Origin of the sequence: Pannonibacter sp. I15F10I1 (genome assembly GCF_900185665.1) — a bacterium.
GTDB lineage: Bacteria > Pseudomonadota > Alphaproteobacteria > Rhizobiales > Stappiaceae > Pannonibacter > Pannonibacter indicus.
Genome location: NZ_FYAN01000028.1, coordinates 287,650 through 301,908, shown reverse-complemented (window position 1 = coordinate 301,908; position 14,259 = coordinate 287,650). Strand labels below are relative to the sequence as shown.

The following is a 14,259-nucleotide window of genomic DNA, read 5'->3' as shown; positions in this document are numbered from 1 at the left end:
CCATGGGCAGGCTCGTCTATTTTTCCAGCACGTCGGAAAACACCCGCCGCTTCGTCGAGAAGCTGGGGTATGACGCCATCCGCCTGCCCGTGGACGCCAGCGCGCCCGTGCCCCTCGTGAGTGAGCCCTTCGTGCTGGTGACGCCGACCTATGGCGGCGGCACGGCGAAGGGCGCGGTGCCGAAACCGGTGATCCGCTTTCTCAACGAGGAGCAGAACCGCAAGCTCATCCGCGGCGTCATCGCAGCGGGCAACACCAATTTCGGCGAAGGCTATGCCATTGCCGGCAACATCATTTCCGCCAAGTGCAACGTGCCGTTCCTCTACAGGTTCGAGCTTCTGGGCACGGCGGAGGATGTCGAGAACGTCACCCTCGGACTGGAACGGTTTTGGACATGCTAGACACGGATTCCCCGCAGGACGCGGGCGCAAAGACCCACTCCGCAGCCGTTGCCCCGGCTTCCGGCGGCAGCAATGCCCGCCAGTCCACGGCGCTGGACTATCACGCGCTGAACGCGATGCTGAACCTCTATGATGATGAGGGAAAGATCCAGTTCGAGAAGGACCGCGAGGCCGCGCGCCAGTATTTCCTCTCGCACGTGAACCAGAACACGGTCTTCTTCCATAACCTGAAGGAGAAGCTCGATTATCTGGTCACCGAAGGCTACTACGAGCCCGAGGTTCTGGAGCAGTATTCCTTTGCCTTCGTGCGCGACCTGTTCGACGCTGCCTATGCAAAGAAGTTCCGCTTCCCGACCTTCCTCGGCGCCTTCAAGTATTACACGTCCTACACGCTGAAGACGTTTGACGGTAAGCGCTATCTGGAGCGTTACGAGGACCGCGTCTGCATGGTGGCGCTGGCGCTGGCGCGCGGCGACGAAGCCCTGGCCATGGCGATGATGGAAGAGATCATCACCGGCCGCTTCCAGCCGGCAACGCCGACCTTCCTCAACGCGGGCAAGAAGAGCCGTGGCGAGCTGGTGTCCTGCTTCCTGCTGCGCATCGAAGACAACATGGAGTCCATCGGCCGGTCGATCAACTCGGCGCTGCAGCTGTCCAAGCGCGGCGGCGGTGTGGCCCTGTGCCTGACGAACCTGCGCGAATCGGGTGCGCCTATCAAGCACATCGAGAACCAGTCTTCCGGCGTCATCCCGGTGATGAAGCTGCTGGAAGACAGCTTCTCCTATGCCAACCAGCTGGGTGCCCGTCAGGGTGCGGGCGCGGTGTATCTCAACGCCCACCACCCGGACATCATGCGCTTCCTCGACACCAAGCGCGAGAATGCGGACGAGAAGATCCGCATCAAGACCCTGTCGCTGGGTGTCGTCGTGCCGGACATCACCTTCGAGCTCGCCCGCAACAACGAGGACATGTACCTGTTCTCGCCCTATGACGTGGAGCGGGTCTACGGTGTGCCCTTCTCCGAGATTTCGGTGACGGAGAAGTACCGCGAGATGGTCGAGGACGCGCGCATCCGCAAGTCCAAGATCAAGGCCCGCGAGTTCTTCCAGATCATCGCCGAGATCCAGTTCGAGAGCGGCTATCCCTACCTCATGTTCGAGGACACGGTGAACCGGGCCAACCCGATTGCCGGCCGCATTTCCATGAGCAACCTGTGCTCGGAAATCCTGCAGGTGAGCGAGGCCAGCCTCTATGAGGAGGACCTGTCCTATTCGCACCTCGGCAAGGACATTTCCTGCAATCTCGGCTCGCTGAACATCGCCAAGACGATGGATTCGGATGATTTCGGCCGCACGGTCGAAACCTCCATCCGCGCCCTGACGGCGGTCGCCGAGATGAGCAACATCACCTCCGTGCCCTCCATCGCCCGTGGCAACGCGGAGAGCCATGCCATCGGCCTTGGCCAGATGAATCTGCACGGCTACCTCGCCCGCGAGCGCATCTTCTACGGCTCGGAAGAAGGCATCGACTTCACCAACATCTACTTCTACGCCGTGACCTATCATGCGGTCCGCGCGTCGAACCGTCTGGCTGTCGAAAAGGGCCGCAGCTTCAAGGGCTTCGAGAAGTCCAAGTATGCTTCGGGCGAATATTTCGACAAGTACACGGATCAGGTCTGGGCACCGAAGACCGAGCGCGTGGCGCAGCTTTTCGCTGATGCCGGGATCCATATCCCGACGCAGGACGACTGGCGCGCCCTCAAGGCCGAGGTGATGGCAGGCGGGCTCTATAACCAGAACCTGCAGGCCGTGCCGCCCACCGGCTCGATCTCCTACATCAACCACTCGACCTCCTCGATCCACCCGATCGTGTCGAAGATCGAGATCCGCAAGGAAGGCAAGATCGGCCGCGTCTATTATCCGGCGCCCTACATGTCGAACGAGAACCTCGACTATTATCAGGATGCCTACGAGATCGGGCCGGAGAAGATCATCGACACCTATGCCGCAGCCACCCAGCACGTGGATCAGGGCCTGTCGCTGACGCTGTTCTTCCGCGACACGGCCACGACCCGCGACATCAACCGGGCGCAGATCTACGCCTGGAAGCAGGGCATCAAGACCATCTATTACATCCGCCTGCGCCAGATGGCTCTGGACGGCACGCAGGTTCAGGGCTGCGTGTCCTGCACTCTCTAATACCAAGGCTCTGAGATGCTGACGCATCACGCCTTGAAAATGCTCAAGCGCCGCAAGGGCTTAGCCAATGCTCGATAAGTCAAGCTCATCGAGCATTGGTATAAGCTGTCTGGCCCGTGGAGAAAGCATCATGAACATGCACATCAAGCCCGCCTCCCGCGTGCGCGCCATCAACTGGAACCGCATCGAGGACGACAAGGATCTGGAAGTCTGGAACCGCCTGACCGGCAATTTCTGGCTGCCCGAGAAAGTTCCGCTGTCCAACGACATTCAGTCCTGGGCCACCCTGCGCCCGGAAGAGCAGCGCCTGACCATCCGCGTCTTCACCGGCCTCACCCTGCTGGACACGATCCAGAACGGTGTTGGCGCGGTGACGCTGATGGAAGATGCCGTGACCCAGCATGAAGAGGCGGTTCTGTCGAACATCTCCTTCATGGAAGCGGTGCATGCGCGCTCCTATTCCTCCATCTTCTCGACGCTCTGCCTGACGCCGGATGTGGACGAGGCCTACCGCTGGTCGGAGGAGAACGAGTTCCTGCAGAAGAAGTCCGCGCTGATCATGGAGCAGTACGGGAGCGGCGACCCGCTGAAGAAAAAGGTGGCTTCCGTCTTCCTCGAAAGCTTCCTGTTCTACTCCGGCTTCTATCTGCCGATGTACTGGTCGAGCCGCGCCAGGCTGACCAACACGGCGGACCTTATCCGCCTGATTATCCGCGACGAGGCGGTGCATGGCTATTACATCGGCTACAAGTTCCAGCGCGCGCTGGACCGGGAGCCGGAAGCCCGCCGCCAGGAGATCAAGGATTTCGCCTTCGACCTGCTGCTGGAGCTTTACGACAACGAGACCCGCTACACCGAAGACCTTTACGACGGTGCGGGCCTGACCGAGGACGTGAAGAAGTTCCTGCATTACAACGCCAACAAGGCGCTGATGAATCTCGGCTATGAAGCCCTGTTCCCGGCGGAGGCCTGCAAGGTGAACCCGGCAATTCTCTCGGCTCTTTCGCCGAATGCCGACGAGAATCACGACTTCTTCTCCGGCTCCGGCTCGTCCTATGTCATCGGCAAGGCCGTGGCGACGGAAGACGAAGACTGGGATTTCTGAGAGCCGGCCAGAAGCTTGGATGATTTCAGGGCCTTACGCTTGCGCGTGAGGCCCTGTTCTTTTTTTCACGCGGCGGCTTGCTGCGTCACAAGCCTTCCCGGCCCCTGAAGCGGCGCTGATAGGCTGGATCGTAGAGCGCGCTTTCGCGGAACTCCTTGGCGCCAAGCCCGTGGCCCACAAAGATCAGCGCCGTGCGCTCGATGGGGTTCTCCGCCACCTTGGCACAGATATCCGCCAGCGTGCCGGAGACGATCCGCTCGTCCGGCCAGGACGCCTTGACGACGATGGCAACCGGGCAATCCGCGCCGTAAAGCGGGGTCAGCTCCGCCACCACCCTGTCAAGCGCATGGATGGCGAGGTGGATCGCCAGTGTCGCGCCGGTGGCACCGAACCGCTCAAGCGTTTCCCCCTCCGGCATGGGCGATGCCCGGCCTGACACGCGGGTCAGCACAAGGCTCTGGGCCTCGGCGGGGATCGTCAACTCGCGCCCGAGCGCCGAGGCGGCCGCCGCAAAGGCAGGGACGCCCGGTGTCATCGTATAGCCGATGCCCAGCCGGTCCAGCCGCCGGATCTGCTCGGCCACCGCGCTCCAGACCGACAGGTCGCCTGAGTGCAGGCGGGCAACATCCTGCCCGTTTTCGGAAGCACGCAGGAACTCGGCCTCGATCTCGTCCAGCGACAGCGGCGCCGTGTCGATGATCCGCGCGCCCTCCGGACAGAAAGCCAGCAGCTCTTCCGATACGAGAGATCCGGCATAAAGGCAGACCGGACAGCTTTCGATCAGGCTGCGGCCCCGAACGGTGATCAGATCAGCCGCGCCCGGGCCTGCGCCGATAAAATGGACCTTCATCATTCTTCCTCTTTGATTGGGTCTGCAGCCGCACCCGGCTTCGTCCAGCTCCATTGGGTGACGGGCATGGCCGGCCGCCAGCCGTGCATCGAGCCGATGGGTGAGGCGCGGGTGATTTCAATGCGCGTCAGCGAGCCGCCGTTGCGGGCATGCAGGGCAAGAAGCACGGCTTCCATTTCTGTCGTCACCGCATTGGCCACAAGGCGGCCGCCCGGCTTCAGCCGTTCGATGACCGTTTCCATGACGCCGGGGTTCGTGCCGCCACCGCCAACGAACACGGCATCGGGCGCAGGCAGATCCGTCAGCGCTGCAGGCGCTTCGCCCTCAATGACCTGCAGGCCGGGCACGCCGAAGCTTGCGGCATTGCGGCGGATGCGGGAGGCGCGTTCGCCATCGCTTTCGATGGCGATCGACTTGAGCGAAACATCTGCCAGCATCCATTCGATGCTGACCGAGCCGGAACCGCCGCCAACATCCCACAGGAGTTCCCCGCGCCTCGGGGCAAGGGCGGACAGGGTCAGTGCCCTGACCTCGCGCTTGGTGATCTGGCCATCATGCTCGAACAGGCTGTCATCGAGCCCCGGCGCATAGGGCAGCACCCGCGCACCAGAACCTGCCAGTACTTCGATGGCGCAGACATTCAGCGCATGGAAGTCCTGAGGGGCAAAAGCCCCGGCGGTCTGGCAGCTGATGCACTCCCTGTCCCCGCCGAGCGCCTCCAGCACATGAACCTGCGAGGCGCCGAAGCCATCCGCGGTCAGAAGGCTTGCGATGACGGCAGGTCCGTGCTCATCCGAGGTCAGCGCAAGTATGCGGGCGCCGGGATGGAGATGCGGGCGGATCAGCTCCACGGGGCGGCCATGCACGGACACACAGACCGTCTCCGCCAGAGCCCAGCCAAGGCGTGAGGCGGCAAGGCTGAAGGACGACGGGTGCGGAATGACCTGCATCTCGCTCACCGGTATCCGACGGGCAAGCGTCGCCCCTGCGCCATAAAGAAACGGATCACCTGAAGCCAGCACAACAACCGCCCGCCCGCGTTCGGCGGCAACGGCCCCGACCGAGCGCTCGAACGGGCTGAGCCAGGGGCGGGCTTCGCCGGTGATCGCAGCCCCGGCAAGATCGAGATGCCGGACACCGCCGAAGACCACCTCCGCCGCTGCAAGCGCTGCCTTGGCAGCCTCGCCAATGCCCGCTAAACCATCCTCACCGATGCCGATGATGGTCAGCCAGGGATGCTGGGGAGACGGCGGGAGATCACGCTTGGGCACGAGACATATCCTCATTCTGGCCGGTACGGCAGACGCGCGGGCACTGGCGGAACGGCTCGTTCAGCGTGAGGACCTGACGGTCACCCTGTCGCTTGCGGGCCGCACGCTGGATCCTGCCGCCCTGCCCGCGCCGGTGCGCTCCGGCGGGTTTGGCGGCGCGGAGGGGCTTGCCGCCTATCTGCGGCAGGAGAATATCCGCCTGCTCATCGATGCCACCCATCCTTTTGCCCGGCGCATGACGGCCAATGCGGTGGAAGCAAGCCGGCAGACCGGAATACCGCTGCTGAAGCTGGAGCGGCCCGCCTGGACGGCGCAGCCGGGGGACGACTGGACCCCGTTCCGCACGATCCGGGAGGCGGTGGAAGCCCTCGGCGCCGCGCCACGCCGCGTCTTTCTCGCAACAGGACGGCAGGGGGCTTCGGCCATCGAGGCCGCGCCGCAGCACCACTACCTGATCCGCAGCGTCGATCCCGTCGATCCGGCGCCTGCCGTGCCCTATGCCCGGAACATTCTGGCGCGCGGTCCCTTCACGGTGGAGGCGGAGCTGGATCTTCTGACCGGCCAGGGCATCGACGTCATCATCTGCAAGAACAGCGGCGGCGAGGCGACCTATGCCAAACTGGAGGCCGCCCGCCACCTCGGCCTTCCGGTGATGATGATCGAACGCAGTGCTCATGAGGCGCCCCTCAGTGCCGGCAGTGCCGATGAAGCCATGACCCTGATCAGTCACTGGCTTGAAGATGCTGCAAAGCGCGGCGTGTAGACGAGATCCGGCAGGCCCTCACGCGGCACGCGCCGTGTCTCCGCCGAGCCGATGATGACGCAGGTGGCCATATCCGCCATTCCGGCATGGGCTGCGGAAAGCGGCGCCACCACGATCCGTTCATCCGGACGCCCCGCAGCCCGGCCGAAGATGACCAGCGTCTCCGGCTTCAGAACTTCCCGCAGCAGCTCGAAGGCCCGGTCCAACTGCCAGGGCCGGGCCTTGCTGACCGGATTGTAGAACGCCATGACAAACCCGGCTTCTGCGGCAAGGCGCAGCCGCTTTTCGATCAGCGGCCAAGGCTTCAGATTGTCGGACAGGGAAATGGCACAGAAATCATGGCCAAGCGGCGCGCCAATCCGGGCAGCAACGGCCAGCATGGCGGTGATGCCTGGAACAATGACGAGATCGACCTGCTTCCAGCCGTCCGGCCCATGCTCGATGGCCTCGCACACGGCTGCCGCCATGGCAAAGACGCCCGGATCACCGCCGGAGACCATGCAGACCCGCTCGCCCCTCGCGGCTCTCTCCAGCGCATCGCGGGCACGGGCCAGCTCTTCCCGGTTGTCCGAGGCGATCCGCATCTGATCCGGGCGCAGGGTGAGCCGCTCCAGATAGGGCAGATAGCCGAGGAAGGCGGTTGAATCATCCACGGCAGCCTGGGCTTCCGGCGTCATCTGCAAGGGATTGCCCGGCCCGGTGCCGATCACATAGAGGCGCCCGCTCATCGCAGCCCGCTCCAGCCCGGCACGAGCACCAGCGAGAAATAGGGCGCCGCGTCATCCGGCTTGGCAGCCAGACGCACCACCTTTTCCGCCGCCATGGTGCCGCGCTCCACGTAGATCGCGTCCTCCAGACGGCCACAGGCGGCCAGCGCCCGCCGGACTTTCGGCAGGTTGCGGCCGATCTTCATGATCACCGCCGCCTCCGTATCGGCAAGCCGGCGCTGCAGCTCGGCTTCGGCCATGGTGCCCGGCAGCACGGACAGAACGTCATCCCCTTGCGCAATAGGCACGCCGGTGCGCGACCAGCAGCCGGACATTGCCGTGATGCCGGGAATGACTTCGACGTCAAACCGGTCCGCCAGCCGCACATGCATGTGCATGTAGGAGCCGTAGAACATCGGATCGCCTTCGGACAGGACCGCGACCGTGCGCCCGGCATTCAGATGCGCCGCAATCGCCTCGGCCGACTCCTCGTAGAAGGCTTCAAGGCAGGAGGTATAGGCCGCCTCATGCTTGTCGATCTCAGTGGTGACCGGATAGTAGAGCGGCAGCTCTTCCACGCCCGGCCGGATCATGCTGTCCGCGATGCGGCGGCCATTGCCGGTGCGTCCGGCCTTGGCGAACCAGGCGATCACATCCGCCTCACCCAATATGCGCACGGCCTTGACGGTCATCAGTTCCGGATCACCCGGCCCCGTTCCCACCCCGTAAAGGCGGCCGGGGGCAGCGTTCTGCGCACTCATAGGCCGGGCCTCGCCAGAGCGTTGACTGCGGCAGCCGTCATTGCGCTGCCGCCCAGCCGTCCGTGCACCGTGGCAAAGGGCACGCCCCAGGGGTTATCCGCCAGCGCTTCCTTGGACTCCGCCGCGCCGACAAATCCCACCGGCATGCCGATGATGGCTGCGGGCTTCGGCGCGCCATCGCGCAGCAGCTCCAGCAAGTAGAACAGCGCCGTCGGGGCATTGCCAATGGCCACGACAGAGCCAGCCATCCGGTCCAGCCAGAGCCGCATGGCCGCCGCCGAGCGGGTGTTGCCGATCTCAGCCGCCATCTCCGGCGTGCGGGAATCGCGCAAGGTGCAGATGACCTCATTGTTGGCCGGCAGGCGCGCCGCGGTGACCCCACGCGCGACCATTTCCGCATCACAGAACACCGGCGCGCCCGAAAGCAGCGCCTGACGCGCCGCAGACACGAAATCCGGTGAGAAGCTGAAATGCGCGGCGGCCTCGACCAGGCCGCAGGCATGAATCATCCGGACGGCAACATCCGCTTCCGCCACGGAGAACCGCGACAGGTCCGCCTCCGCGCGGATGATGGCGAAGGACTGCTCGTAGATGGCTGTCCCGTCCTTGATATAGTCGTAATGCATCATGCCCTTTCTGCCCCGGCCATGGCGAGGATGGCGGCTCCGCTTGCGCCGAGCACGTGCTGCGCTGTTTGCCCCGGTTGGCGGTTCAGTTCAATCCCGCGCTGCAGGCGGGGCAGAACTGTTTCCAGCCTCTGCGGAGAAAGCTGCAGGTCCGGCCGGCTGTCCGCCCGTCCGCCCAGCACGATGGCTGCCCCCTGCTCCGTGCCGGTGACCGTCAGCGCCGCCGCCTGCGGATGGGCACAGCCCTTGGAACAGCCGGAAACATGAACGCGGCAGGAGCCATCGAGCACACCCGGTTCTGCGGCCGAAGCGGCGCTGATGAGACATTCTGCCAGCTGGCGGGTGTTGATCCTTGCCGCCGCACAAAAGCCGGTGCCGGGACAGGCGGAAATGAAATGCACCGGATCAGACGGCGATGTGATGAGCCCTTGCGCCGCGGCAAGGGTTGCGGCGGCTTCCACCGTCTCTTCCGTCAGCCCCAGCACCAGCAGCGCGTGATCCGGCGCAAGCCGGATTTCCGTGGCGCCGAGGCGCTGAAGCCCAGCCATCAGTGCTTCCAGCTCATCCGCGTGGATGCGGCCATAGGCGAGCCGGAGCGCCAGCACGAGGAGAGCACCGCTGCGGATCACACCCGCTGGCCTGACCGGCGCGGGGAAGCCGGCCTCAGGATCTGCGCCGTCCTCTCTCCCCTCGATATCAGGGGCAATATCCCGCCCGCGTGCGTGGCTGGCGCGCTGCGACAGGGCGCGCAGCAGCTCCATCACCCGGGCCACTGCAGCTTCCTCCGGCAGAAGGGCAACGGGCTTTGCCGATCCGGCATCGCCCGCCAGTGCCACGCGCCAAAGCACGCCGCCCTCTGCCTTCACCGCATCGAGCCGGATGTCCGCGCTGGCCGTGGACAGGTTGAAACAGCCGCCGCCGTTGACCGTGATTGCCAATTTCGGCGCAAGGGCGAGCGGCGGAACATGGCTGGCAATGCCCTGCCGGATCGCTTCGGCAAGCTCTGTGGCATCCGCCGTTTCAGACGGATCGAGCCCGGACAGGGGCGGAACCTCGATGGCCGTGCCCGTGCGCGTCTCGATGCCGGCGGCCTGCAACCCTTCGGCCAGCGGAGCGGCGCTCTCCGGCGTCAGGCCGCGAATCTGCAGATTGCCGCGCGCGGTCACCTCCAGTAGACCGTTGCCGGTGCGGCGGGCAAGCCCTGCCATCGTCATCCATCCGGCCGGGCTGAGGCCGGGCGCCTGCGGACGCAGCCGCACGAGAAGGCCATCGCCCGTGGCCATGGGCGCGGCCAGCGACGGGCACGCCCCCCGCCTGACCGGAACACGTGGAGCCTCCCCAACGGCCAGAGCCGGTGTCTTCAGCGCGCTCATGCCGCATCCTCCCGGTTCAGGGGGACGGTTTCATCCTGCGCCGTCAGACTGGATGCCGGGCGGCGGATGAGATAGGTGTCCATGATCCAGCCATGCTTTGCCCTTGCGGCCTGCCGCAGGCGGGAAATCTCCGCCGCCACGTCTCCCAGCCGGCCCGAGACGAGAATTTCCATCTCCGTGCCCAGATAGGCGCCCCAGAAGATCTGCGCGTCCGGCTCACCGGCGCCCTCATAGGCCTGAACCCCGTCGAGCATCACCGCCACATCCTCGGACCCTGCGGACCAGCCCTGCGCCAGCCGGCGGCCGGTGGTGATCTCCACCGGCTGGCCGATGCGGTTGAGCGGAATCCTGTGCCTTGCGCACAGCACCTGCAGGCTGCTGATGCCGGGAATGACGTCATAGTCGAAGGCGATCCGCCCGCGGTCGCGCAGGTGCTCCATGATGCGGATGGTGCTGTCATAGAGCATGGGATCGCCCCAGACGAGCACGCCTGCGGTCCCCTCCGGGCCAATCTCTTCCGCCAGAAGCTGCTCGTAGATTCCGGCAATCGCCAGATGCCAGTCGTCCACGGCCGCCGGGTAGTTGCTGTCCTTGCGGCGGACGGGCATGTCGAAATGCACGAGTTTCGGGTCATTGCGGGTGATGTAGCGGCCGCAGATCTGTTCGCGCAGCCGCACGAGGAAGTCCTTTTCCCCGCCTTTCCTTGGCAGAAAAAGCGCGTCGCAGCTGTTCAGCGCATTGACCGCTTCCATGGTCAAATGCTCGGGATTGCCTGCGCCAATCCCGATGACCCGAACCCGTCTCGTCATCATTCCCCCGTGCGCCCAGCGCTCCCGGTCCGCGTCCCTGCATGGGTCCCGCGGGAAGTCATTGCGGCGCAGGAACTGGCCTTGCACCCTGAGCCGCGACATTAACCTGCCAGAGTCCCGAAGGCCAGCCGCAAGGCCTGCGGCAGTTTCCTCCTTTTGGCCAGCAGGCTGCTGCAAAACAAAAAACCCCGGCCACAGTCTCCTGCAGCCGGGGCGCGAAGCATGCCTTTCAGGCTGCGGGGTCAGGCGTCCGCCTTGATCATGTCGGCCGCCTTTTCGGCGATCATGATGACCGGCGCATTGGTGTTGCCGGTGGGCACGTCGGGCATGATCGAAGCATCGGCGATGCGAAGGCCGTCAATCCCGCGCACGCGCAGCTGCGCATCCACGACCGACAGCTCATCGTCGCCCATCTTGCAGGTGCCGCACTGGTGGTGATAGGTCACCAGCGCCGAGCGGGCATAGTCTGCCAGCGCCTCATCCGACTGCGCCTCCGGCCCCGGATAGATTTCCCGCTTCACCCACGCCTTCATCGAGGGCTGTTCCGCCACCTCGCGCAGCAGGCGGATGCAATGGACAAGCGCGTCCACATCTTCCTGAGCGGAGAGAAGCTGCGGGTCGAGCAGCAGTTCTGCATCCGGATCGGCCGAGGAAAGCCGCAGCGTGCCGCGCGAAACCGGCCGCACGCCACCGGCGTTGAAGGTGAAGCCGTTGCTGACCGAGGCATCCTGCCCTTCCACATAGGTGGGCACGTGGAAGCCGAGCGGCTGCAGGTCCGGCTCAGGCAGATCCGGCCTCGTCTTGGTAAAGAGCTGCACATGCAGCACGGTCATCCCCGGATCCTGCGGCGGCGGCACGGGTTGGGACGCTTCCCAGATGACCGGCAGCAGAGTGTGGTCATGCAGGTTTTCGCCAACACCCGGCAGGTCCAGCTTTACCTCGATGCCCATCTCTTCCAGATGCGCCTTCGGGCCGATGCCGGACAGCATCAGCATGCGCGGGCTTTCGATGGCACCGCCCGTCAGCACCACCTCCTTTGCCGCCTTGACCGTATGGATCTGGCTGTCCTGCATGTAGGTGACGCCGGTGGCGCGGCCATTCTCGATCTCCACCTTCAGCACGCGGGCATTGGTGATGAGCGTCAGGTTGGGCCGCTCCAGCGCCGGGCGCAGGAAGGCAACGGCGGTGGACTGGCGCTTGCCGTCCTTGATGTTGAGGTGGCAATAGCCCGCCCCCATCTGGCTTTCGCCGTTGCAATCGGGATTGTCCGCATGCCCGGCCTCGATGGCCGCATCGCGCATGGCCTTGCAGACCGGGTGCGGGGTGATCTTCGAGCGCACATGCAGCGGCCCGCCCTTGGCGTGATAGGCCGAGGCCTCGCCATCGTAATCCTCGGATTTGAGGAAATAGGGCAGCACGTCCTTCCAGGCCCAGCCCTCATTGCCGAAGGAGGCCCAGCGGTCATAGTCGGTGGGCGCACCGCGCACATAGATCATGCCGTTGAGCGAGGACGATCCGCCCAGCGTCTTGCCGCGCGGCCAGTCGATCCGCCGTCCGTTCGCATGTTTCTGCGGCACGGTGCGGTAGGCCCAGTCATATTCCGAACGCCACAGCTCGATCAGCCGGACAGGGGTGGAGATGGCTTCACTGTTGTCGGGGCCTCCCGCCTCGATCAGCAGCACCTTCGCCCCCGATTCGCTGAGCCTTGCCGCCAGCACGCAGCCCGCGCTGCCTGCCCCGCAGATGATGTAGTCAAAGCTGCCGTCCAGCGCTTCGGCCGTGTTGATGGATGCGCCCGGCAGGCCGTTGGCCAGCACCAGCACACCGCTGGCGACGGCAACCTTGCCGATAAAGCTGCGCCGGGTGAGCCCGTTGTTCATCTCTTTGGTCATGCCTGCCCCCCTCAGAGAATCATCACCTGAATGTCCGTGTATTCGAGCAGCCCCTCCTGGCCGAACTCGACACCAAGGCCCGACATCTTCGTGCCGCCGAAGGGGGCGTTGGGCTGGATCATGCCGTGCTTGTTGATCCAGACGGTGCCGCATTCGAGCCGCGAGGCAACCGCCCGCACCTTCTCCGGATCGGATGACCAGACCGAGCCGCCAAGGCCGGACGGGCTGTCATTGGCGGCGCGGATCGCCTCCTCCAGATCGGTGTAGCGGATGACCGGCAGCGCCGGGCCGAACTGCTCCTGATCAACCAACGGATCCCCGTTCGACAGGCCGGTGATCACCGTCGGCGGGAAGAACAGGCCTTCGCCCGGAGCCCCGCCGGTGACGACAGTGCCCTTGGCCTTGGCGCTTTCCACCAGCGCTGCCACCTTGTCGAACTGCATCTTGTTGGCCACCGGCCCCATCACCGAGGTTTCCTCCAGGCCATTGCCGACCGGGATGTTGCGGATATAGGCGGCCAGCGCCTCGACCACCGCATCATGGATGCTGTCGTGCACATAGAGCCGCTTCAGCGCGGCGCAGGTCTGGCCCATGTTGATGAAGGCGCCCCAGAACAGGCCTTCGGCAATGGCCTGCGGATCGGCATCGGGCAGCACGATGCCCGCGTCATTGCCGCCCAGCTCCAGCGTCAGGCGCTTCATCGTGTCGGCGGCGGAGCGCATCACCTTCTGGCCGGTGGCCGTCGAACCGGTGAAGACCACCTTGCGGATGTCCGGATGGGCGGAAATGAGCCCGCCGAGGCTGGTGCCCTTGTCATCGCCGGTCACCACGTTGACGACACCGGCGGGGAGGACCTCGTTCATCAGTTCCACCATGCGCAGGGTGGAGAGCGGTGTGTAGGGCGAGGGCTTGCATACGACCGTGCAGCCGCTGCGGATGGCCGGAAGAATGTGCCAGACGGCAATGATCATCGGCCAGTTCCACGGCGTGATGGAACCGACGACGCCAACCGGCTTGCGGTGCATCTCGACGCGCCCGGCCTCGCCGTCCTGCAGCACCTCCACCGGCAAGGTCAGACCGGCCGTGTAGCGGCACCAGCCCGCAGCACCCTGCACCTCGAAACGGGAGCCAACGCCGTTGAGCGGCTTGCCCTGCTCGCGGGTAATGAGGCGCGAGAGTTCATCCGCATGGGCTTCCAACTTGTCTGCAATCGCATGGCAGGCAGCCACACGGTCCGCATCCGGGCGCGAGGACCAGCCCGGAAAGGCCGCAGCGGCTGCGGCAACGGCGGCATTCAGCTCCGCCTCGCCCGCATTGGGGGCAAAGCCGACGACAGCACCGGTGGCAGGATCATCAACCGCGAAGACAGTATCCAGATTGACCTTCTGGCCATTGATGATGAGCGGATAGACGGGCGCGGATGCAGCGGCATCCGAAGCATGCAAGGTCATGTCAGTTCCCTCCTTCAGGATTATTATGAAGGAAGGTTAGGCGCGCCCGCCG

Annotated in this window: 13 protein-coding genes; 4 read left to right on the top strand and 9 right to left on the bottom strand. The window is 65.0% G+C overall.

Translation table 11 applies throughout. The annotated features are described in order from the left end of the window. Positions 1-2 precede the first annotated feature (2 nt). The 3 genes from nrdI (at position 3) to nrdF (ending at position 3,704) form a co-directional block, all read left to right on the top strand. Positions 3-401 (top strand): class Ib ribonucleoside-diphosphate reductase assembly flavoprotein NrdI, encoded by a 399-nt coding sequence (nrdI, locus tag IF10I1_RS19985; protein WP_019963800.1) that lies wholly within the window; start codon positions 3-5, stop codon positions 399-401. Then, positions 395-2,599, top strand: coding sequence for a class 1b ribonucleoside-diphosphate reductase subunit alpha (gene nrdE / locus IF10I1_RS19980; RefSeq protein WP_186424623.1), 2,205 nt, complete (start codon positions 395-397; stop codon positions 2,597-2,599). The genes nrdI and nrdE overlap by 7 nt, the downstream gene beginning before the upstream one ends. A 130-nt stretch (positions 2,600-2,729) precedes the next feature. Continuing rightward, on the top strand, positions 2,730-3,704 hold the full coding sequence (gene nrdF / locus IF10I1_RS19975; RefSeq protein ID WP_186424622.1) for a class 1b ribonucleoside-diphosphate reductase subunit beta: 975 nt from the start codon (positions 2,730-2,732) through the stop codon (positions 3,702-3,704). Positions 3,705-3,789: 85 nt separating this feature from the next. On the opposite strand, the gene cobM is transcribed toward nrdF, so the two are convergent. Both cobM and cbiE read right to left on the bottom strand, forming a co-directional pair. Further along, positions 3,790-4,554, bottom strand: a complete 765-nt coding sequence (gene cobM, locus IF10I1_RS19970; RefSeq protein WP_050473485.1) for a precorrin-4 C(11)-methyltransferase — start codon at positions 4,552-4,554, stop codon at positions 3,790-3,792. Then, a complete protein-coding gene (cbiE, locus tag IF10I1_RS19965) occupies positions 4,554-5,840 on the bottom strand; it encodes a precorrin-6y C5,15-methyltransferase (decarboxylating) subunit CbiE (protein ID WP_186391528.1) in 1,287 nt (428 codons plus the stop codon). Before cbiE ends, cobM begins: the two co-directional genes overlap by 1 nt. Here cbiE and IF10I1_RS19960 point away from each other — a divergent pair. Next, positions 5,776-6,588 (top strand): cobalt-precorrin-6A reductase, encoded by an 813-nt coding sequence (locus IF10I1_RS19960; RefSeq protein ID WP_208977094.1) that lies wholly within the window; start codon positions 5,776-5,778, stop codon positions 6,586-6,588. The two genes, cbiE and IF10I1_RS19960, sit on opposite strands and share 65 nt — an antisense overlap. On the opposite strand, the gene IF10I1_RS19955 is transcribed toward IF10I1_RS19960, so the two are convergent. From IF10I1_RS19955 to IF10I1_RS19925, 7 genes are all read right to left on the bottom strand, one after another. Then, the gene (locus IF10I1_RS19955) at positions 6,552-7,316 is read right to left on the bottom strand and encodes a precorrin-3B C(17)-methyltransferase (RefSeq protein WP_186391527.1); all 765 of its coding nucleotides are present in this window, start codon (positions 7,314-7,316) and stop codon (positions 6,552-6,554) included. The genes IF10I1_RS19960 and IF10I1_RS19955 overlap by 37 nt on opposite strands. Then, a complete protein-coding gene (locus IF10I1_RS19950; protein ID WP_186391526.1) occupies positions 7,313-8,056 on the bottom strand; it encodes a precorrin-2 C(20)-methyltransferase in 744 nt (247 codons plus the stop codon). Before IF10I1_RS19950 ends, IF10I1_RS19955 begins: the two co-directional genes overlap by 4 nt. After that, a complete protein-coding gene (locus tag IF10I1_RS19945; protein WP_186391525.1) occupies positions 8,053-8,685 on the bottom strand; it encodes a precorrin-8X methylmutase in 633 nt (210 codons plus the stop codon). Before IF10I1_RS19945 ends, IF10I1_RS19950 begins: the two co-directional genes overlap by 4 nt. Further along, positions 8,682-10,055, bottom strand: a complete 1,374-nt coding sequence (gene cobG, locus IF10I1_RS19940; RefSeq protein ID WP_186391524.1) for a precorrin-3B synthase — start codon at positions 10,053-10,055, stop codon at positions 8,682-8,684. Before cobG ends, IF10I1_RS19945 begins: the two co-directional genes overlap by 4 nt. Further along, positions 10,052-10,867 carry a precorrin-6A synthase (deacetylating) gene (gene cobF, locus IF10I1_RS19935; RefSeq protein WP_371328521.1) on the bottom strand — a complete coding sequence of 272 codons (816 nt, stop codon included), beginning with the start codon at positions 10,865-10,867 and terminating at the stop codon, positions 10,052-10,054. Before cobF ends, cobG begins: the two co-directional genes overlap by 4 nt. A gap of 239 nt (positions 10,868-11,106) precedes the next feature. Further along, entirely contained in the window at positions 11,107-12,756 is a 1,650-nt protein-coding gene (locus tag IF10I1_RS19930; protein ID WP_186391522.1) for a GMC family oxidoreductase, read from the bottom strand. Positions 12,757-12,767: 11 nt separating this feature from the next. Then, positions 12,768-14,207: an aldehyde dehydrogenase family protein gene (locus IF10I1_RS19925; protein WP_208994295.1), complete on the bottom strand. Its 1,440-nt coding sequence runs from the start codon at positions 14,205-14,207 to the stop codon at positions 12,768-12,770. Positions 14,208-14,259: the final 52 nt, after the last annotated feature.